We start from the raw sequence: 21,334 nt of genomic DNA, 5'->3' as shown, positions 1-21,334 counted from the left end.
GTGGAACTATTGTGAATATTGTCACAACCTGCTGTATTTTATCTTTGAACTGTCACGTAACCACTTGAAGTGATATACGTAAGCTGCTCTCCTTCTCCCATCCAGACTTTACTGTCGGTCCCGGAATTACACCAGGTCAGCCATACGCACCATTCACAAGCGTACAGGTCACGGACTAAGTCTAACCGAGTATATAAATATACTCTAACGATCAGACATCACCGTCGGTAGGGAATTTCACCCAACCCCGAAGGATAAATCAATATGAAATTGTATTTATGTAGGAATATTACCATCAAAATAGTAATAAAACAAGAGATAAACTATATTTTTTATTGTTGCTTACAAAAAGAAGTGGCTAATCTCCTAAGAGATTTAGCCACTTCTTTGAAATTAATTTTTACGCTTCGTCCCAAACTTTTACTTCTTTCATCTTGTCGTTAGGTTTGATGCTATCAACAAGTTCCATACCACTTGTAACTGTACCAAATACAGTATGAACGCCATCTAAGTGTGGTTGTGGAGCGTACACGATGAAGAATTGGCTTCCACCCGTATCTTTACCTGCGTGAGCCATAGATAATACGCCTCTTGCATGTTTAGTTGTATTATTTGCAGCTTCACATTTGATTGTATATCCAGGACCGCCAGTACCGTTTCCAGTTGGGCAGCCACCCTGTGCTACAAAGTTAGGGATAACACGGTGAAAACTTAACCCGTTATAAAATCCACTGTTAGCCAATTTTTCAAAGTTAGCTACTGTGTTTGGAGCTTCTTCTGTTAGAAAATCAATTGCTACTACGCCACCGTTTTCTAATTCAATTGTTCCTTTTTTCATTACATTTCCATCTCCTTAAAAATATTTTGTGGTTCAAGTTAAACGCTAGACTAATTAATTCATTGCTTGAAGGTACTCTGTCCTATTACAGACATCCTATAGTTTACTATGAATCTATACCTTAAAGCAAAATATAAAACAGAATTCAACAAGTAGACACGGCAAAGCCGTCCTTTTTCAAAGACGGCACCGTTCAGCGGAAATATAAGGAATAGCGTATCAAGAATAAGTTTTATCTCAAGACGGCTTGCTTACGAATTCGTTCAGGAACAAGATCATTCCCAATTAAGTCTTGGAAACTTTCACGTTTCACTACGAGGTCACTTTGACCCTCTTTTACGAACACAACACCTGGACGACGAATCCGATTATAGTTACTTGCCATAGAGTAATTGTATGCTCCTGTACAAGCTACCGCTAATAAATCTCCACTCTTCACCTCAGGAAGTTTGACATCCCAGATCAGCATGTCGCCACTTTCGCAACATTTACCTGCAATCGATACAAGCTCTTCCTCTTCGTCATTTGCCCGATTAGCAAGTACCGCATCATATTGGGATTGATACAATGCTGGACGAGGATTATCTGTCATCCCTCCATCGACTGCAACATATTTACGTACCCCTGGAATATTCTTCTGAGTACCAATCGTATACAGCGTTGTTCCAGCGTCCCCTACAATGCTACGTCCCGGTTCTACCCATATCTCAGGTAACTGACTGTAGATCCCTGTGAAATACTCTTTAACCGAATCTGTAATGGCTTTGATGTATTGAGATACTTGTAGAGGTGTATCTCCATTGACGTAACGGATTCCAAATCCCCCACCAAGATTAACTACTTTAAATTCAACGCTCAATTGTTTCTTCACTTCATTGGCAAATTCAGCTATTTTCTGAACAGCCATTTGAAAGCCTTCCACTTCAAAAATTTGTGATCCAATATGGGAATGAACACCAAGTAATTCGATGTTTGTTTGTTTGGAAGCCACCTCTACACCTTCAAATGCTGAACCATTTCCTATGTCAAAACCAAATTTAGAGTCGGTCTGTCCGGTAGAAATATATTCATGGGTGTGAGCTTCGACACCTGGAGTAACACGAAGTAGAACTTTAACACGCTCATTCTTCTCAGAGGCAATGGCCTGCAACAAGTACAACTCAACCAGATTATCTACTACAAAACAACCAATCCCTGCATCAATCGCCATTTCGATCTCTTCTGGTGTTTTGTTGTTTCCATGGAAATGAATGCGTTCCGCAGGAAAATCTGCTTGCAGTGCTGTGTACAATTCACCCTCGGAAACGACGTCTAAAGACATCCCTTCTTGCTCTACAACCGCACACATAGCCATCACACAAAATGCTTTACTAGCATAAGCCACCTGAAATTGAAGACCTGAAGATTTAAATGCTTCAATATACTCCTTACAACGATCTCGAACCAACTGTTCATCGACGATATAGAGTGGTGTGCCGTATTCTTTTTTCAAATTAACGACATCACAGCCCCCAATTTCTAAGTGTCCACTCGCATTTATTTTACTGGTACCATGTAAGAACATTTCAGCAGTCCTCCACTTATTATGGAATTAAACATTCCATCTGAATTTTCATCAGTATATCAAACTCCTGAAATAATAGTAATGGATTAATATGCAGATCATTTGTGTTAATCTGCGCTGATCATTCGTCTCCTTGGTCTGCTGGTATTCGTGTATTATCCCGCGGTTTATTGAAGGAAGGGCGTTTTTTATTAGCTAACACCGGCATACGGAACAATACTTCAGCCATAGCCTTTGCATTAAAAGGTATAAATGGCCACAAGTATGATGAGTTATACGATCGATGAAGCGTCAACAACAGAATCAGTAATGTTGTGCCAATTACAAGTCCTGGAACATGGAAAATGGCCACTGCAACAAGTAAAACAATCCGCACGATCCGATTCGCGAGACCCAATTCATAGCTTGGTGTAGCAAACATTCCAATCGCAGCTATAGCCATATATAACACAACTTCATTCACGAATAAACCTGTCTTGACTGCAATATCTCCTACTAGAATAGCTGCAATCAAGCCCATGGCTGACGCGATTGAAGTTGGGGTATGAACGGCTGCAAGTCGGAGCAAGTCTACACCAAATTCCACCATAAGAAACTGGGCAATTAGAGGTATTTTTGCTGTCTCGTGTGGCCCGATAAAACTCAAAGCTGCCGGTTTCAGTTCAGGATTCAGCACAAGAAGCATCCATAGAGGTAATAGGAACATCGAGAAAATGATCCCCAGAAACCTCACCCACCGCAAATACGTACCAATAAACGGAGTCTGTCGATTCTCTTCTGCATGCTGGCATAAATCAAAAAAGGTGGTTGGCATAATCATTACACTTGGTGACGTATCTACAAATACAACGACTCTACCTTCCAGTAAATGTGATGCCACGACATCTGGACGTTCTGAGTATCTCACTAACGGATAAGGGTTCCACCCTTTATTAATAATGGCTTCCTCCAGTTGTTTATCACCAAGGGGTATTCCATCAATCTTAACGGCTTTAATCTTCTCCCGTATGGAATCGACTTGAACTTTATCCACGATATCATCAATATAAGCTATGCACACATCCGTCCTTGTTCTCCTACCCACCTGCACAACTTCGTATTTCAACCCAGGGTCTCTGATACGACGTCGTACCAATGATACGTTCGTCAGCATCGACTCTGTGAATCCATCTCTTGCTCCCCTAACCACACGTTCGATGGATGGTTCATCAGTGTTACGCGAGGGATACGTGCGTGTATCTACCAAGATTACAGTGCTATCCCCATCAATGAAAAATGCACTCATCCCTGTAAGCACCTTATTAATAACTTGACTTAACTTCTCTATTTTTTCCACTTGAACGTGAGGTATGTATTTATCAAAGAAAGACTTCATGGCATCTGCACGAACTTCACCTTGTTCAATAAAAGTCAATCTCATGAGAATCTCTGTCATAATATCACTGTCTGTAAAACCATTTATAAATAGTATTCCTGATTCAATCCCACCAAAGGTCATTTCACGAAATACAACGTCAAATGAAGAGCCTAACCCCATGACCTCATTTAACACCTTTTGAACTTGTTTTAGTTCACCCGAGAATACATCATCATCCTGCCAATAGATAATGGATTCTTCAATTGAATCCGATTCCTCTTGCTCTCGTTTGTGCTGAAGTTGTTTTTCCTCCGGATTCCCCTTCTTCTCGTTCTCCTTATTATTGTTTTCCGATTCTTCTTTGGGCATATGAACTCACTCCTTCTACGATATCTATCTCCTGAACACATACCAATCAAAAAGTGAACCTGCTACTTTCCCAACAATCATCGCCATTAACAAACCTAACAAGTAGTTCTTCATGTGGAGACGTTTAGCTAGTATAGGGAGCACATTTAATACTTCTGTTAATGCCGCTGCAAGAAGACCTATAAATACGCCAAAGAACAATCCTATAATCAGACCCACTAACGGATTAAATGACCCTTTCCAGTTCCAGAAATCACTTACTGTTCCAACTAAAGAACCTGCGATTAAAGCACCTTCATACCAATGAACTCTGTTATAGGACAACGTTAATTGCGCAAGTCTAGGAACAATATCTAGAACCAGAATAAACGCAATAACCCCACTACCAACAGCTATACCACCTGCGATCCCTAACAATATTTCTATAAACCAAGTCATGATAATCATGATGGGCTTTCATCCTGCTTCTGCTCTATCGTTCTAACCTTCTTATACTCTTCAGCCACGACAAATTGATCAATGTTCTCCTGATAAAGAAACATTTCAACTTCTAGTGGTGTAGGTTCCTCATTCCATTTTTTCTTAAACAAATGATTGAAAAATACCGTCATCCCGAACCCTATCCCTAGTGAATAAGCGGTTTGAAAAAGATACGGATGTTCATCGCGTTCACCCGTTACCATCTCAACAACCCTAATCTGCACTTCCATCATGTTCACGTCCGCATGAAAATTCATAATCGTCAGTGCGGAGCCAAAAAATAATAATAGCCACACAAGAATGAACAGCGGAATCGATGGCTTTTTAGGCTTCTGTACAATTTCTACAATGACATGTTGTAATCCGATAGATTCAATAAACACATTTGGGATAACTTTCTTAATTTGAGGTATAATTCGCATTAAATCCATCACAAGCATGTTTCCATCCTTTGAAAGGGGAAGAACTAATTCTAATGTAGATAGTACCTTTTCCCATTCTGGCTCACACAGAATATGAGCAATATCTCCAAGTCTTATCATCTTCCCCCGTGAGATCTGGACACGCTTTTTCAGCTGAAGATAGACCGTGGGAGCGGAATTCTGCGTCATCACAAATCACTCCTATATCTGCTAAATTATCGTTAGTATGGTAAATAACTGCGATTTTTAGTCAAGATGAATTGGGAATATACGTTTTTCTTCCATCATCTCTTGTTTTTGAATAGCTGAATCATAAAAACACAAAAAAGATAGCGTTATCAGAAGAAATCTGATGACGCTATCCTTTTCATTCTTATCTACAGTTAATTCAGATTTATTTCCATTTCCAGTCCTGGATCACTGTATCTATAAAATAAAGGGGTAAGCTCTATCTTTCCATCCAGCGCTATACTCTTATACCTTTCCACTTTTTTACCGATAGGTTCTGGTCCGCTCGGAGATGATTCAGCTAAAACCCTTTTACCTTCAACGCGTATCATGGTTTGGCCGATCCCTTTGAATTCAGATGAATCGGATTCAGTTTCAACGATCAAGTCTTTATCCTCCATGTAGTAAGTTAATCGGATATCGTAGCCTTCCAACTTTAAAACGGAATACTGCTTCTTCTCAACCGGTTTGCTTAGAGTAATCCAATCACTAGATTTACCCCGTTTCGAGACAATAGGATCTTTCAAGATAAGCTTCATCGGAACAAGAGACCAATCTTTATACCATTGCGTTGATTCGAATTTGTACACACTTTTATTCATACTTGGATCGTCTCCAATTCTGTTGACGTATCCATTGATCTCTTTGTCCCCAACAACCATGCGTACCGTGTCATACCACACAACTCCACTGCCATCTTTAAATCGTTTCAACGACTCATCTTCTTGGAAATGAACTAGAATTCCCAGTGGTGTAATGACGAGTTTTTCCAACTTGATTCCCGTCTTTGATTGCAAATCGGTATTCGATAGCAATTCTCGTGTATTAATCGCAGTACTCGCCTTTTTACCGTCCGCTTCAAAAGCAAAATTCCATGTACCAGCAACCCGCTTTATTTCCTCCATGTAACCAAAATGAAGTTCCGCAGCATCCCATTCTTTTTTGGATAAGTTGAACACCTGCTCTATGAGTAAATCTGAACCATCATGTGGTAGGTAGGTTGAACTGCCCTGAATTTTTTCTGCGTTCTTTGTCTTAATGAATAGGTACGGACCGCCCTTTCCCTGATCTGACGAGGAAGCTGAAACATTATAACGTACTGCGAGCTTATTTTTGAACTCTGTAATCGATTGGATGTGAATATTAGTATATTGATTTGATCCCGTAGAAATTAGATCACCAACTTGATGACCTGATTTCAAAGGAATGTCTTTATTTTGATAAAAAACAAGATTTTCAGCCTCCAACGTATATTTCTTCTTATTATGTTGTAAGTTGTCCTTAGTTTCATAAATACCGAGGAATTTTCCACTCGCTTTATCATAGTTTAAATATCCACTCACTTTTTCCTTTATACCAGACTCGTCAGCAATGTAAGTATTCTCTAGTTCGACTACATCAAATGCAGTAGGATCATCTTTCAGGTCGAGCGTAACGAGAGCTTTCATCTTCTCCCCATCCGTTACGACACCATTAAGACTCATTGAGACACCCGCGCTAGTCACACTTAGGTCATAGCGTTGTCCAACACCATTATCTAACGCATTGTTTACACTCTTTCCCCCTATGAGGCTATCCCAATTCAACGCTACACCTGCGAAGGCAGGAACGGCAATAACCATAAAACAAAGGATAACGATGGTTGCAGGCACGAACTTTCTTCTGCGATATGTAGAGTTCTGCTCCATCACTGATTTCCGCTTGGACACTTCCTGTTCAATTGCGGTCCACATCGTATCATAATTCGGTTGTGAGTTTACATCTACTTCGCATTCATGTCTTCGATCCATTTCCAATCATCTCCTTTACTTGGGCAGCAGTTATGCTTTGTAAAAGCTTCAGACCCCGATTCAATCTAGACTTCACTGTACCTTCAGGAACGTTAATTACGGCAGAAATCTCCGGTACCGTCAATTCGTTCACATAACGTAGCGTAAATACCATCCGTACCTTATTAGGGAGCATGCTGTATAACTTATAGAACTCCACTTTGGTTTCTCGTTGATCATAACTCTCTTCTACTGGATTGGATAAGAAGGGACGTGAGCGTAAATACGCACTCAATTCTTTAGCCCAGCCATTCTTGCGTCTTCTGAGTACACTACTACACTCATTAGAGGCGATCCTCAACAGCCACGGTTTGATCTCTCTTACTTGCGATCTGTCCGTTAGTATCGCTTTGACAAATACCTCCTGACACATGTCCTCAGCATCTGAACGGTTATGCATCATGTAATAACAGAGACTGTATACCTGTTCCTTGTATGTCTCGAATAGTTCGCGGTCGTTCATTTCCGAAATACACATCCCTCATAATCTTCTCGACTATATGACGTTTAACAACCAATAATCGTTCATTATACATTACAACTCGTTATAGGCTGTCTATGAGCAACTTCTTGTCCTCATTTTTGTGCAGCCAATATATTAGTAGATATGCAAAAAGGAGGTGCCCCTAGCTAGGTCAATAGCCAATGGGACAACCTCCTGTAAATGAATCTATTTATTTAAATGATACGGGACCGTTGTAATCACAATATCCTTCTGATTAACCAAAAAAGTACGAATCAGCAAACTTGATTGATTGTGTAATATATTTTGCCACCAATGCTTGGTAATAAACTGCGGAATCACAATTGTAATATGATCGGTTGCCGCTGTTTTCCATTCAACTGTTTCTATAAACCGAAGAAGGGGTTTAATCACACTTCTATACCGTGAACGCAGAACAATTAACCGTACACCTGGATTCCATTCGGCCCATTTCTGTTCCATCTTGTGAATCTCTTCTTCATCGAAGCCAATATATACTGCAACGACATTGTCCGATAAAGAACGCGCATAACTGATAGAATTAAGTACGACACGCGTAACGCCAGAGACGGGAACCAAAAATGTGCTACCTTTGATAACCGGTTTATCCACATCAAGCCGAATACGTAGTTGATCTGCTATATTCATATAATGCCGATGGATTCGTTTGAAGAGAAGCATAACTAACGGTAGGAATATGAACACCATCCATATATGCGAGAATTTGGTGAAAATAAAAATAAGCGTGATCGATAACGTTGTAATCATACCCACCGTATTTACAATAAAGCGATGTATCCATCCAGAGGGCTTCTTTTTAAGCCAATGAATCATCATCCCCAGTTGAGAAAGTGTAAACGGAATAAATACGCCAACCGCATATAACGGAATCAAACTTCCTGTATCACCATGGAAAGCCGCTACAAGTACAGAAGCCATAACGCCAAGAATAATAATCCCATTTGAGAACCCCAGACGATCCCCACGAACCATAAACATATGAGGCATGAACTTATCCTTAGCTAACATAAATGAGAGTAGTGGAAACGCAGAATATGCCGTATTCGCAGCAAGGAAGAGAATAACTGCTGTAATCCCTTGTATTCCGTAATACAGAACACCACGACCAAATACGGATTGTGAAATCTGCGATACAACTGTCGCTTTAAGATCAGGGGTTATACCATACCAGTACGCCAACAGACTTATTCCGGTAAACATCGCTGCCAGAATAACGCCCATCATTACCAACGTCTTAGCTGCATTCTTCTCAGCGGGTTGTTTGAAATTCGGAATGGCATTGGATACCGCTTCGACCCCGGTTAGTGCCGAACACCCTGAACTGAAGGCTTTTAAAAGTATAAATAAACTTATATTAGATACCGCCGAACCTAGTTCCGGAATCGCAGCATGAACATTGCCTGTTGCATACTTAATCACACCAGAAATTATTAGAACAAATATCGAAATGACAAACAAGTATACGGGAAAAGCTATAAATGAAGCTGCCTCTGTAACACCTCGTAAATTTATAAGCGTTAGAATTAATATGACCGAAATAGCAATAACGACGCTATAATCATGAAGATATGGAAACGCTGATGTAAGGGCATCCGTTCCAGCCGATGCACTTACTGCTACGGTAAGAATATAGTCGACAAGTAATGATCCACCTGCCATGAGTCCCATAGGAACACCCAAGTTTTCTTTTGCGACAATATATGCTCCTCCACCCATAGGGTAAGCAAATATGGTCTGTCTGTAAGAAAAAATAAGAATAGCTAAAAGTCCTAGTACAGCTAATGAAATTGGAATGGAGTACCATGCAGCGGAGAAACCAGCCACCATTAGTACGATTAGAATCTGTTCCGTACCATAAGCAACGGATGACAAAGCATCTGATGACAGAACAGCTAGTGCTTTAAATTTACTTAATTTCTCATGATCAAGTTCATTTGATTTCATGGGACGTCCGATCAGGACACGTTTAACCTTGCTAACCATCTTAAAGACCCCTTCATAAGCAACTTGTAACATCTATGTTGTACGCTACTTTAGGGAAGGTTAGCTTTGCGGTTTTTGTACACACATAATACCCTTACAGAAGAATTCCGTAAAGTTAAAAGTATGATCAAACCCACCAAAGCTTACGAGGTTAGCTGTCGGATTCGGACTGTGGAATAGCCCTACATATCAAACTTATTTTAGTCTGATTACGATTCACCCCATTGGTATATTTCCAATGTTTTGGTTCCCCCGCTTTTCCTTTTCAGAAAATTCAGCGCTCGAACAAATCCTATTACGAGAGCTAATTATAATCCGCTCGAACCAAACTGTATATATGAAATCATATGAAAATTAATGAAATTTTTGTGAATTATTTCGAAATATTTCTTTTCTTATTTTTTTCAATAAAATCAAAAAAACCTGAGACAACTATCTCAGGTTTCTTGATCATTACATGGTTGGCTATTGAGCAATCTGGTCACGGATGAGCTGAAGGATCTTCTTCTCCAATCGAGATACCTGCACTTGGGAGATTCCCAGTCTACCAGCGACCTCAGACTGTGTCTGATCTCGATAATAACGTAGGTAGACGATGAGCTTCTCTCGTTCAGATAGTCCCTCTATTGCCTCATTAAGTGCCAGTTTATCAAACCATTTATCTTGAGATTCATCTGCAATCTGATCCATTAAGGTAATGGGATCTCCATCATTCTCGTAGACAGTCTCATGAATTGAAGTTGGAGGCTTGTTAGCTTCCTGTGCAAATACAACTTCTTCTGGTGTAACTCCAAGATCGTCTGCTACTTCTTTAATCGTCGGCAGTCGATTTAATACCTTTGAGAGCTCGTCCTTCTTTTTACGAACCTTATTCGCCATTTCTTTCAGAGAACGGCTCACTTTAATAGTTCCGTCATCACGTAAGAAACGTTGGATTTCTCCAATAATCATAGGAACGGCATAGGTAGAGAATTTAACGTCATAACTCAGATCAAATTTATCAACGGATTTCAAAAGTCCGATACACCCAATTTGAAATAAGTCCTCCGGCTCATATCCGCGGTTCATAAACCGCTGTACTACCGACCAGACGAGACGAATGTTACAGTTCACCAGTGTATCCCGGGCAACATTATCCCCCGATTGACTAAGTGCAATAAGGCGTTTGACTTCCGAATCTTCCAAGTAGGTTTGCGAAGCTTTCTTAACATCAGCATCCATACGTCCAACCCCTAATTATATAAAGCTTTCTTGGATTCAATCCTCTTCTTCATCCTAATCGACGTGCCAAATCCGGATTCACTAGAGACTTCAAATTCATCCATGAAATTCTCCATAATGGTAAATCCCATTCCTGATCTTTCTAACTCAGGCTTAGAAGTATATAGTGGTTGCTTAGCAAGATCTAGATCTTCTATGCCTTGTCCACGATCTTCCACCGTTATTGTCACTGTGTCCCCTTTGATCTCAGCTGTAATGGTCACGATTCCTGTAGTATCAGAATCATATCCATGAATGATACAGTTGGTTACTGCTTCCGATACGACTGTCTTCAAATCACTAAGCTCGTCCATTGTAGGATCAAGTTGTGATATAAATGCGGCGACGGTAACTCGAGCAAATGATTCATTCTCCGACTTGGCAGCAAACTGCAACGTCATGAAATTATGAGCTAGAGTCTGTTCTTCACTCATGACACAACCTCCAGACTTGAGAGCGCATGGCTCTCGCTTTCATAGATAGGCATAATCTTGAACATTCCCGACATCTCCAGCAAACGATACACGGGTGGAGTGACATCACATACAGCCATCTTGCCACCCTTGCTCTTAATCAACTTATACCTTCCAAGAATAACGCCTATACCTGAACTATCCATAAACTGCAGATCTTTCAGACTTAGAACAATATGATCGGTCTGCTTACTATGAATCGCTTCATCTAGCTTCATACGAACATGATCTGCAGTATGATGATCAAGTTCTCCTGTGAAACGGACGATGAGTACTTGACGGTGATGTTCCATTTCCATTTGAAGATTCATATTTTCCTCACTCTCCTCCCTGTCATAAACAAAGAGTTCTAGAAGTGAAAATCATATTCCTGCATCACGACAAAACTAGAAGAAAACTGCTATCAATCTACAAAAAATAATTTTGCTGTCGTACGCTTGAACATCGTCCACCAACCAGCTTTATCAACTTTCGTTGGAGCCTTTAATTCAAACTTCTTAATGACCTGATCTCCTTGATATACCACGAGATTTCCAAGTACCTGACCTTGCTCAATCGGAGCTCTTAATTCAGGTTCAATCTGTAGTTCATGTTTAATATTCGAGGTGTTTCCGACTTTCTTCATCAGAACACTATATTGTTGACCTGCAACAAGTTGCAGCTCTTTACTCTTTCCTTTGTTAATCTCCACTTTTCCAATGACATCACCCTGTTTATAGATGGTATGTTTCGTATATTGAGAGAACATGTAATCGAACATCTTAGATACTTCGCTATTCCGCGTCTTCGTATTAGGTTCACCCAACACAACAGATATAGCTCTTAGATCTCCACGTACAGCGGTGGCGGCTAAGCAGAACTTAGCTTCTGACGTATAACCCGTCTTCAATCCATCTGCTCCCGTATAGAATCTCACTAGTTTATTCGTATTTACTAACCAGAATGGACTCTTTGAATCTTTACGTAAGTAGTCCTGGTAAGCACCCGTATATTTAGTGACACTTTTATGTTTCAGTAGCTCACGGCTAATGACCGCAATATCATAAGCTGATGAATAGTGGTTCTCTGCTGGAAGCCCATTACAATTGGCGAAATGAGTATCTTTTAGACCAAGCTCTGCAGCGCGATTATTCATCATACCTACAAAGGCTTCTTCTGAGCCTGCAATATGTTCCGCCATGGCTACGGATGCATCGTTACCAGATGCCATAGCTATGCCCTTAAGCATCTCATCTACAGACATCTCCTCACCAGGTTCAAGAAATATTTGCGACCCGCCCATGGAAGCGGCATACTCGCTAGTACGAACTTTGTCTGTTAGTTTAAGCTTTCCTGAATCCAACGCCTCTAGTGTTAGTAACATCGTCATGATTTTCGTGATACTAGCAGGTGGAAGCTTGTCATGACTATTCTTTTCATAAATAATCGTACCGGTGTCCGCATCCATAAGTACAGCTGACATAGCGCTCGCAGCAAGATCTGGTTCAATCGCCTTCTTTTCTTCAGCTGCATACCCATACGCTGGAAAACTAAGTGATACGAGACATAACACGGTTGTAACGATCAGTAACATTTTTTTCAAATTAGTCCCCTCCTGACGTGAGATTAGTAATTACAAGACTTATATATCGTTGTAATAACGTACCTTCCATTCAGTGTCGTCAGGTTAAGAGTAAAATATTCCATTCACATCCTATTTTGATATGAAATATTTTAAAGACAGCAGAAATCCACAGGAAATATTCCTGTGGATTGATATTTTAACCATTTAGTTTCGCAAAAAACTCTCATAGGAGGGCCCTATGAATTACATTTGTGGAATAATGTCCAATACTAATCCTAGAAACTTCTCACGTACACGTTCGGTAGTCTCCATGACTTCATCATGAGATAACGGTTGATCAAGAATACCTGCTGCCATGTTGCTAATGCAAGAGATTCCTAGTACTTCCATTCCAGAATGACGTGCAACGATAACCTCAGACACGGTAGACATCCCTACTGCATCAGCACCTAGTACACGTAACATAACAATTTCTGCGGGTGTCTCATAAGTAGGACCTAGAAGTCCAGCATAGACACCTTTCTTCACTTTGAAACCTCTTGCCTTCGCTGTTTTCTTAGCTATTGTGCGTAGACGAAGACTATAAGCTTCAGACATATCCGGGAAACGTACGCCAAGTGCCGCATCATTTGGTCCAATTAGTGGATTCGTACCCTGCATATTCAAATGATCAGATATAATCATCAAATCCCCAGGTTCGAACTCTGTGTTCACTCCACCAGCTGCATTCGTTACGAGTAGACTCTTCACACCTAACTCTTTCATCACTCGTACAGGAAAAGCAGTAACTTCTGGTCCATAACCTTCATACATATGGAACCGACCCTTCATCATGACAACCGGACGACCTTTAATCGTTCCTAATAACAGCTCCCCTTCATGTCCCTCTACAGTAGACACTGGAAAGTGTGGGATATCCTGATAAGGAATTGATACGCCATCCTCAATCAGATTTGCCAACACGCCAAGCCCAGAACCAAGAATAAGTCCAATCTCAGGTTTAATACTACTTTTACTAGAAATATATTGTGCAGCCTCTTGAATCATTGCTTGATTAATATTACTCATTCATCAACACTCCCTATTTTATATTAATTCATGTAAAAAGCTTGTACCATACTTAGGAGCTTGTGCTCCATAATTATCTGCTATTGTTGCACCTACATCGGAGAAGGTTCCGCGAATACCTAGACTTGATGTGTCCTTCAGACGAGGACTATAGACTAACAAAGGTACGTACTCCCGAGTGTGATCTGTTCCACTATGAATAGGGTCATTCCCGTGGTCTGCAGAAATAATCAATAGATCATCCTCCGTTAATTGTGAGATCAATTCTGGTAGTGCTTGATCAAATACTTCAAGGGCATGTCCATACCCCTCAGGGTCACGACGATGTCCATACAAGGAATCGAAATCAACTAGATTAACAAATAAGAAGCCATTGAAATCGTTAGATAATTGGTCAATGGTCACTTGAATCCCATGTTCATTACTTTTGGTTGGATAGGATTCCGTTATACCTTCACCTGTAAAAATATCATGTATCTTCCCTACGGAAATAACGTCCTTACCTGTAGCTTGTACAGCATTCATCACCGTTGCTTCTGGAGGCTTCACAGCATAATCATGGCGATTCGGCGTACGAACAAATTTTCCAGGTTCCCCCACATAAGGACGAGCAATAACTCTACCTACTGAGAACTCTGGTGCCATCGTTAATTTCCGGGCAATTTTACAAGCTTCATATAGTTCGTCTAAAGGTATGATATCTTCATGCGCAGCAATCTGAAATACACTGTCTGCAGATGTATAGACAATCCAAGCCCCTGTCTTCATCTGCTCTTCCCCATACTCCACAAGAATATCTGTACCAGAAGCAGGTTTGTTCCCAATTACCTTACGACCTGTCTCTTCTTCAAATTTGTTAATTAATTCCTCTGGAAATCCATCGGGATATGTATTAAAAGGGACGTTAATCTTTAGACCCATAAGCTCCCAATGACCTGTCATGGTATCCTTACCAACCGAGACTTCCTGCATTTTTCCATAATAGGCCGTTGGTTTCTCAACAGGATTCAAAGGCGGAATAGAGGCTATATTTCCTAGACCCATCTGTTGTAAATGGGGTAGCTTGATATCCACTCTATCTAAAATATGTCCTAACGTATGCGAACCAAGATCCCCGAATTCCGCAGCATCTGGTGCCTCACCAATACCTACACTGTCTAATACGATGAAACAGACTCTTTTAAAAGGCTTCATGTTAGCGTTATTCATGTCATTGTCACTCCTTCTTCTTGTATCCCTTGTCTCTCCGAAACACCTTTTTATTGATTTCACATATCATTCTAACATCCCTGGATGTCTCATAGAGCGAGGATGATGATCATCATATTGTTCTTTCAGATTCTTCTTAATCAAAGAACTATATACTTGCGTCGTTGAAATATCAGAATGCCCTAGCATTTCCTGTACGGATCTAAGATCTGCACCATTATCCAGCAAATGAGTAGCAAAAGAATGGCGTAATGTATATGGCGTAATATCCATGTGTATTCCTGTTTCTTTGGCGTGTTTCTTCAACATCTTCCAGAACCCTTGTCGTGTCAGACGGCTTCCTAGACTGTTCAGAAACAGCGCAGTCTCTTCCTTATTTCCCTTAGCAAGCTTGTCCCGACTTTCTTTCAAATACATATCCAAGCAGTCCGCAGACACTCTATTCATAGGAAGAATTCTTTCCTTACGTGAAGTACCCATACAATGTAAGTATCTAAGATCTGTATGAACATGTTCTGTATCCAGGGATACGATTTCAGAGACCTTCATTCCTGTCGCATACAGTAGCTCTAACATCGCCTTGTCTCTCATTCCTTGATCGGTCGTAGTATCTGGCGCTGATAGTAATAACTCTACCTCTTCAACAGTGAGTACGTTGGGTGGTGTCTTCACAATCTTAGGAGTTTCCATTTGTAGGGAAGGGTCTTGTCCCACTAAAGATTCTCTTACTAAATATTGAAAAAAAGAGCGAATAGAGACCGTCTTACGTGTGACCGTCGCAGCAGCACGACCTTGTTGTTTCACAGCTCCCAAAAAAAGAAGGATGTGGCTTCGATTGATCTCTTGTAGAGAAGTAATTCCACGACTATCGACAAATTCCAGAAACTGTGTCAAATCTCGTTCATAGCTCTCTAACGTATTCAGAGACAGTCCTTTTTCTTCATCCATATAGCGAATAAAGGGTGCCAGATAGTTCTTCATCGATCATTGCACTCCTTTGTAGGCATATAGGAAGCTTCATTTCACTATGCCTTAAATAAATTATATCTGTTAATTCGACAAAATCATATAAAATCCTTCTTTGCGATTTAGCATCTTTATTCACCGTACCAGTAATAAAAACGGAGGCGTTCACCCATACTGGTATCCACACTCGTCTGTCCATCAACATCCCCAAAAGCTTTAACAGCATACCCTTTGGGAATTTTGTAATGATCCACAGGCGTGATCCATTCTCCAAAAATACCTAAAAGATTGTACAATAAATAAGTTAATGCTATAAAAACAATGACAGATCTTAAAAATGCAAGGCATTTACGCAACGAAATAACCATAGAATCCCTCCTCTTACCTTGAAGATATGAGAGAGCCGTAGGTATTATGACAAGCACTTAAATTCATGAAACTTCAGTATACAGCAAAAAGCTCCCTCCAAACAAATCTTATGCTGGCGAGAGCTTGGTTACACTATTCATATATTCATTACGAATGTATACGTTAAGATTCCTTGTTGTTACCCGTGTTTTTCTCGTTGCAGCGACTACAAATACCATGGAAATCAAGTCTATGATCCGACACAGTGAAATTATATTCCCTGTCTAAACGTTCCTCCAACGGACCAAGCCAATCTTCACGAATTTCATCCATACGTCCACACTGGACACAAATAAGATGGTGATGATGATGTTTCGCCGTGTCTGTCCGCAAGTCATATCGAGCTACACCGTCACCAAAATTGATCTTCTCCACAACATGAAGTTCACTCAATAGTTCAAGTGTACGATACACTGTAGCTAATCCAATCTCAGGTGCTATTTCTTTCACTAGCATAAAGACATCTTCTGCACTGAGGTGGTCTTCTTCATTCTCTAATAGAATTCTGACGGTGGCTTCCCGCTGGGGTGTCAGCTTATAGCCCTGGGATTGTAATTGTTGTTTGATTTTATCGATCCGAGCCTGCATACTCTCCCCCCTAGGAAATACTGCCTAATTAATCACTTCCTTCATTATAGGGTGAGATTATTCATAAAGTCAAACGCATTTCTAATATAAAAAGGAGAGTGTCGTTGGATTAACTAGCATAGGTGTCACCCAGCGCATCATCGCTGGCGTTACCCATGTTTCAAACGATGAAATCCCCAACATAAGTGCACCCATCACCACAGTCAACATAACATAATTAACAAAAGGACGTGTTATATTCCCATGACGATGCATCATAACTCTATTTTTAATAATATGAAGGGAAAAGCTAATGGCAGCCACGCTACAAAGTACTAATACAGGAATAACAAATAAATTATGAGGGGCAACGGATACTAACGCAAATAGAAGCCCTTTCCATGAGAACTGTCCTACTAAATAACCAACAGTGAATCCTATGAGAACTCCCTTTAAGAAATCAAGAATTAATATACCTGGTAGACCAATAACCGATAGCCCACAGATCCAGATTAATCCTACCCACTTCAAATGCAACATAGCAATATTCCAATAAGTAGCCTGTTCAGTTCCAGTACTACCTTGGTCCAAAGTTACAAAATAATTACCCAAATATCTTGCCAGATCCTGTTGTTGCTCTAAAGAAAGTGCATTAACCATCAGAGCCCCAAATATGACTCCAACGAGGAATAATACAGCTACAAAAATAAAAAGCATAGTCTGGTCTTTAAAGGAATGACGTATTGATTGCATTTTTAAAAGAGTCTCCCTTCCTATCACATACTTATAGGTTATGAGAGACTCATCCAAACTATGACTTGTCCTTAGATCGGATTCACTTTACCGTAGGTTCCTCCGCCACCAGATGTAAGATTCAGCTCACCATTCCGTGCCATAATGATGTGCTTCGCCATGTCCATTCCTACTACTTCAGCAATCGATTGTTCATTTGCTTGGTGAAGGATGTTCATTTCCGTTCCAAAAACTCGAAGTAACGAAGCCATCTTAGCTTTGCCGAGGCCAGGTATGAATTCTAATGGAATTTGAAAATGATAGGGTGGACGATGTTCTGGGATATGAGCTGTATCCCGATCCGAAATGGTATGGATACGTTCCATCACGCCTTGTACAATTTTGGCCACTCCACAATAGGGACATAAATGGTTATTCGTAGTGGGTACATCCTCTTCAATGATGCTGTGACAAGCATTACAGAACGTCCGATGATACTTACCTAGACGGGGATTCAATCCATAATTAGCGATCACTTGTCGGCCATCTTCTCTCTTCAAAGCTTTCCGAAACTCATCAAATGAAGGAGTTTCCATACGAATCCGATTATATTCTCGTCCTATTTTGCCAAAGGAATGCGCGTCTGAATTACTTAGAAAAGTAACGTTATCCAACTCACTGAGCAAACCTGCCATCGTGGAATCTGCACTTAATCCAAGCTCAATACCACTTATTAAATCCAGATCCAATACGTCAGCCATTCTGTCGGTTACATTCCCGTAAATCCCCTTATGCGGTGTAAATACATGTGCTGGGATAACAATCCCACCACGTTGAACTACCTCTTCTTGTAGTTCACGTACAGGTACATAAATCCGTTGTGTACTCAGGTTAATATTCGTCATATGATGGCTCATCCACGCACTAAATTGCTGCATTACAGACAAATTAGGGAAATACGTTAATAGATGTGCCGCTCCCTTACCAGGTTCATTGAATTCAATCTCACAACCGAGCAAGATGGTCGTTCCTTGATATTCAATCCCACCACCGTCAATCTCATTCATTTCTCCAGAATACAGACAAGATAGAATATCGCTCTGTACGGATGGGGAATGACAATCAATGATCCCTATAAGTTCTATTCCTTTACGCTCTGCTGCCTCTTTAGCGATATTAGCAAACGTGAGATTCCTACTTCCTGTAATCTTGACAGCTTGCCCATTGGTCGCCCTACCAATATGAATATGTAAATCAGCATAATAATCTTGGAGGGAGTCTTGGGTTATTAACGACTTCACAGTCATGACCCAAATTCCCCTGTGAGCATAAATAGATGCCAAGCATAGACGGCCATGATGGTCTTGGCATCACTAATCCGTCCTTCTTTGATATAAAGGTACGCTTCTTCAAGCGTGATTTCGGATAACTCAAGAAATTCATCCTCATCTGGAGACATCTCACCTATCTCCAAATCTTGCGTCACATACAAATGGATAATCTCATCAGCAAATCCAGGGGATGTGTAGAACGATTGTAACAGCTTAATATCCCCACAACGATACCCCGTTTCTTCCTCTAATTCACGAGTTGCAGCTTCCATCGGATCTTCACCAGGTTCAAGTTTCCCTGCTGGAATCTCCACTTCACACCGGCCCATAGGTTGACGGAATTGGTCAACAACCAACATCTTCCCATCATGTAATGCAAGGACTGCAACAGCTCCAGGGTGTCGAACCACTTCCCGTGTTGCTGTTTTCCCGTCTGGCAAACGCACGGTATCCACTTGTAAAGTTATTATTTCGCCTTCAAATATTGGCTTCGTTGATATCGTTACTTCATCCAATGCAGATGATCGGTTCAGACTATTATCTTTCAAAATAAAACCTCCTAATTATATAAATAAGCATGAAAGGACAAGCTGATACATATGGTGTTTATTATACCAAACTTCATTTGAAAGAAGGAAAACCTATGAAAAGCTATCGATCAACGAATTCATTTCACATGGTGGGAAAAGCTTGGCAGATCAGAATCATGCTCCAACAATGGCAGAAGCAATGGGGTTCACACATTACGGTTAAAGAACTGCTGGAAAAGACAAAATAACTTCAATTCATTGCTATTATGTTCAATATTCATACTTTTATATTAAATTATTTAGTCCTCCTCCAAACAAATAGTATATTATAGCGTTATAGAAATAAGTGGAGGTGTTTGTAATGACTATAAATGAATTGAATGAATATCTATTAAGTGACCCTTTTCCCCCATCACTTCAATTCAAGATAGGTATGTGGTATAAATCACGAGGTCTACATACTGAAGCTTTAGACAGCTTAAAAAAGGCATTACAAAGCACCCATGAGTTCAAAGGGGTATTTTCTACCGATGGTTTCGACAAGTCCTTAGTATGGCTAGAATATGGCAAGATTAACAAAGTAGTAGGAAATAAAACCGAAGCCGTTCTCGCATTTCAGCAATGTCTAAAATCTGGTAAATTTAAGTTGGAAGGGTTAGTTGAATGGGGTGAACTGCTTCATTCGATGGGCAAACAAGACCATGAAATAGCTTCCATTCTATATAAGAAGTGCTCCAAGAACAAGCTTAATTCTAAGTTACTAGCCGATGCTTTATTCCTTTTAGGATGCTATAAGGAAGCTTCTAATCTTTACTCTTCCATCCGCAACTCATTACATAAGATCGAATACATTCAATATATTCAATGCTGTCTTCATACAGGTGAATTCTTAGAAGCTTTTCGTTTGTTGGAGAGACTGGAAGAACTCCACCATATTGAAATAGATATCGGACCGTTCACCTCTTCTGTTGAGACCCTTTGTAATCTCTGCCGGTGGTTAGCTCACGATGGCTCATCCTTTAATTTCACACGCTCAGAACGCTTAGATATGGCTAAGTTAGCTATTTGCCACAGTCAGCCCGATGTATGTTCGACTATTCTGGTTGATCCCTCTGAAGATGAGTTGAAGCAGTTGATCCACGTATTATATACCGAGGGCTATCGTCGTAAAGCTCTGGATCTTCTCTCTACTTTACCCCAACTTCCTATGGATCCGAAGGGAACTAGCAATCATCATATATGCTTTATGATTGGTGAAATGATGTATGATGAAGGTCAATTTCAATCGGCTGCTGAATATTTCGAACAACTGTATATGAATGATCCTAGCTATACTAATGCACAATTCGCAACAGCATCATGCTATTTAACTAAATCACTAAAATCGTTATTAGATAGAAATGATCATCTTGTAGAAGAAGGGGACTCTGCTAAGCTTTTAGACCAATATATACATAATGTTCACCAATCCCTGCATCTTATTCAGGATACCCATTGGCATACCGTGTGGAACCATGCACAAGAGCGACGTATTGCAGCAGATGCATTGGGTGGGCCGATCTACTTCCCTCAATTCAAGTTCAAGTCATACTAAAGAGTAGACTTAGAAACTAAAAGACACACTAAAAAATCCTGACCATCAGATCGCAGT

22 protein-coding genes and 2 riboswitches are annotated in these 21,334 nt (G+C 40.4%); of the genes, 2 read left to right on the top strand and 20 right to left on the bottom strand.

Annotated features, from left to right (window positions below):
• Nucleotides 1–85 precede the first annotated feature (85 nt).
• Nucleotides 86–259, bottom strand: a riboswitch (FMN riboswitch).
• 141 nt (nt 260–400) lie between these two features.
• The 20 genes from AC1D69_RS02075 to AC1D69_RS01980 form a co-directional block, all read right to left on the bottom strand.
• Nucleotides 401–838, bottom strand: a complete 438-nt coding sequence (locus AC1D69_RS02075) for a peptidylprolyl isomerase (RefSeq protein WP_495454482.1) — start codon at nt 836–838, stop codon at nt 401–403.
• Nucleotides 839–1,070: 232 nt separating this feature from the next.
• Entirely contained in the window at nt 1,071–2,402 is a 1,332-nt protein-coding gene (gene lysA, locus AC1D69_RS02070; protein ID WP_495454481.1) for a diaminopimelate decarboxylase, read from the bottom strand.
• Between the two features lie 121 nt (nt 2,403–2,523).
• Nucleotides 2,524–4,128: a spore germination protein gene (locus AC1D69_RS02065; RefSeq protein WP_495454480.1), complete on the bottom strand. Its 1,605-nt coding sequence runs from the start codon at nt 4,126–4,128 to the stop codon at nt 2,524–2,526.
• Nucleotides 4,129–4,152: 24 nt separating this feature from the next.
• The gene (locus tag AC1D69_RS02060; RefSeq protein ID WP_495454479.1) at nt 4,153–4,575 is read right to left on the bottom strand and encodes a stage V sporulation protein AB; all 423 of its coding nucleotides are present in this window, start codon (nt 4,573–4,575) and stop codon (nt 4,153–4,155) included.
• Nucleotides 4,572–5,219, bottom strand: coding sequence for a stage V sporulation protein AA (locus AC1D69_RS02055; protein ID WP_495454478.1), 648 nt, complete (start codon nt 5,217–5,219; stop codon nt 4,572–4,574). The genes AC1D69_RS02060 and AC1D69_RS02055 overlap by 4 nt, the downstream gene beginning before the upstream one ends.
• Nucleotides 5,220–5,413: 194 nt before the next feature.
• Nucleotides 5,414–7,048: a DUF4179 domain-containing protein gene (locus tag AC1D69_RS02050; protein ID WP_495454477.1), complete on the bottom strand. Its 1,635-nt coding sequence runs from the start codon at nt 7,046–7,048 to the stop codon at nt 5,414–5,416.
• Nucleotides 7,032–7,550 carry an RNA polymerase sigma factor gene (locus AC1D69_RS02045; protein WP_495454476.1) on the bottom strand — a complete coding sequence of 173 codons (519 nt, stop codon included), beginning with the start codon at nt 7,548–7,550 and terminating at the stop codon, nt 7,032–7,034. Before AC1D69_RS02045 ends, AC1D69_RS02050 begins: the two co-directional genes overlap by 17 nt.
• A 207-nt stretch (nt 7,551–7,757) precedes the next feature.
• Entirely contained in the window at nt 7,758–9,575 is a 1,818-nt protein-coding gene (locus AC1D69_RS02040) for an APC family permease (RefSeq protein WP_495454475.1), read from the bottom strand.
• A 125-nt stretch (nt 9,576–9,700) separates the two neighbouring features.
• Nucleotides 9,701–9,865: riboswitch (cyclic di-AMP (ydaO/yuaA leader) on the bottom strand.
• Between the two features lie 175 nt (nt 9,866–10,040).
• On the bottom strand, nt 10,041–10,796 hold the full coding sequence (gene sigF / locus AC1D69_RS02035; protein WP_495454474.1) for an RNA polymerase sporulation sigma factor SigF: 756 nt from the start codon (nt 10,794–10,796) through the stop codon (nt 10,041–10,043).
• Between the two features lie 11 nt (nt 10,797–10,807).
• A complete protein-coding gene (gene spoIIAB / locus AC1D69_RS02030) occupies nt 10,808–11,269 on the bottom strand; it encodes an anti-sigma F factor (protein ID WP_495454473.1) in 462 nt (153 codons plus the stop codon).
• On the bottom strand, nt 11,266–11,619 hold the full coding sequence (gene spoIIAA / locus AC1D69_RS02025; protein ID WP_495454472.1) for an anti-sigma F factor antagonist: 354 nt from the start codon (nt 11,617–11,619) through the stop codon (nt 11,266–11,268). The genes spoIIAB and spoIIAA overlap by 4 nt, the downstream gene beginning before the upstream one ends.
• A 92-nt stretch (nt 11,620–11,711) precedes the next feature.
• Nucleotides 11,712–12,881, bottom strand: coding sequence for a D-alanyl-D-alanine carboxypeptidase family protein (locus AC1D69_RS02020; protein WP_495454744.1), 1,170 nt, complete (start codon nt 12,879–12,881; stop codon nt 11,712–11,714).
• A gap of 234 nt (nt 12,882–13,115) precedes the next feature.
• The gene (locus AC1D69_RS02015) at nt 13,116–13,940 is read right to left on the bottom strand and encodes a purine-nucleoside phosphorylase (RefSeq protein WP_495454471.1); all 825 of its coding nucleotides are present in this window, start codon (nt 13,938–13,940) and stop codon (nt 13,116–13,118) included.
• A gap of 18 nt (nt 13,941–13,958) precedes the next feature.
• A complete protein-coding gene (deoB, locus tag AC1D69_RS02010; RefSeq protein WP_495454470.1) occupies nt 13,959–15,149 on the bottom strand; it encodes a phosphopentomutase in 1,191 nt (396 codons plus the stop codon).
• 66 nt (nt 15,150–15,215) lie between these two features.
• A complete protein-coding gene (gene xerD, locus AC1D69_RS02005; RefSeq protein WP_495454469.1) occupies nt 15,216–16,130 on the bottom strand; it encodes a site-specific tyrosine recombinase XerD in 915 nt (304 codons plus the stop codon).
• 116 nt (nt 16,131–16,246) lie between these two features.
• Nucleotides 16,247–16,483, bottom strand: coding sequence for a DUF4227 family protein (locus AC1D69_RS02000; RefSeq protein ID WP_495454468.1), 237 nt, complete (start codon nt 16,481–16,483; stop codon nt 16,247–16,249).
• 163 nt (nt 16,484–16,646) lie between these two features.
• A complete protein-coding gene (gene fur, locus AC1D69_RS01995; protein WP_495454467.1) occupies nt 16,647–17,111 on the bottom strand; it encodes a ferric iron uptake transcriptional regulator in 465 nt (154 codons plus the stop codon).
• Between the two features lie 81 nt (nt 17,112–17,192).
• Entirely contained in the window at nt 17,193–17,843 is a 651-nt protein-coding gene (gene spoIIM, locus AC1D69_RS01990) for a stage II sporulation protein M (RefSeq protein ID WP_495454466.1), read from the bottom strand.
• A gap of 71 nt (nt 17,844–17,914) precedes the next feature.
• On the bottom strand, nt 17,915–19,129 hold the full coding sequence (locus AC1D69_RS01985; protein ID WP_495454465.1) for an endonuclease Q family protein: 1,215 nt from the start codon (nt 19,127–19,129) through the stop codon (nt 17,915–17,917).
• Entirely contained in the window at nt 19,126–19,701 is a 576-nt protein-coding gene (locus AC1D69_RS01980) for an NUDIX domain-containing protein (protein WP_495454464.1), read from the bottom strand. The genes AC1D69_RS01985 and AC1D69_RS01980 overlap by 4 nt, the downstream gene beginning before the upstream one ends.
• 29 nt (nt 19,702–19,730) lie before the next feature.
• On the opposite strand from AC1D69_RS01980, the gene mciZ reads away from it, so the two are divergent.
• Both mciZ and AC1D69_RS01970 read left to right on the top strand, forming a co-directional pair.
• Nucleotides 19,731–19,931, top strand: a complete 201-nt coding sequence (mciZ, locus tag AC1D69_RS01975; protein WP_495454463.1) for a Z-ring formation inhibitor MciZ — start codon at nt 19,731–19,733, stop codon at nt 19,929–19,931.
• A 113-nt stretch (nt 19,932–20,044) separates the two neighbouring features.
• Entirely contained in the window at nt 20,045–21,277 is a 1,233-nt protein-coding gene (locus AC1D69_RS01970) for a tetratricopeptide repeat protein (protein ID WP_495454462.1), read from the top strand.
• Nucleotides 21,278–21,334 lie beyond the last annotated feature (57 nt).

Source organism: Paenibacillus sp. Y301, assembly GCF_059445505.1.
The sequence above is the reverse complement of the archived record's forward strand: the minus strand, read 5'-3'. Positions and strand labels throughout refer to the sequence as shown.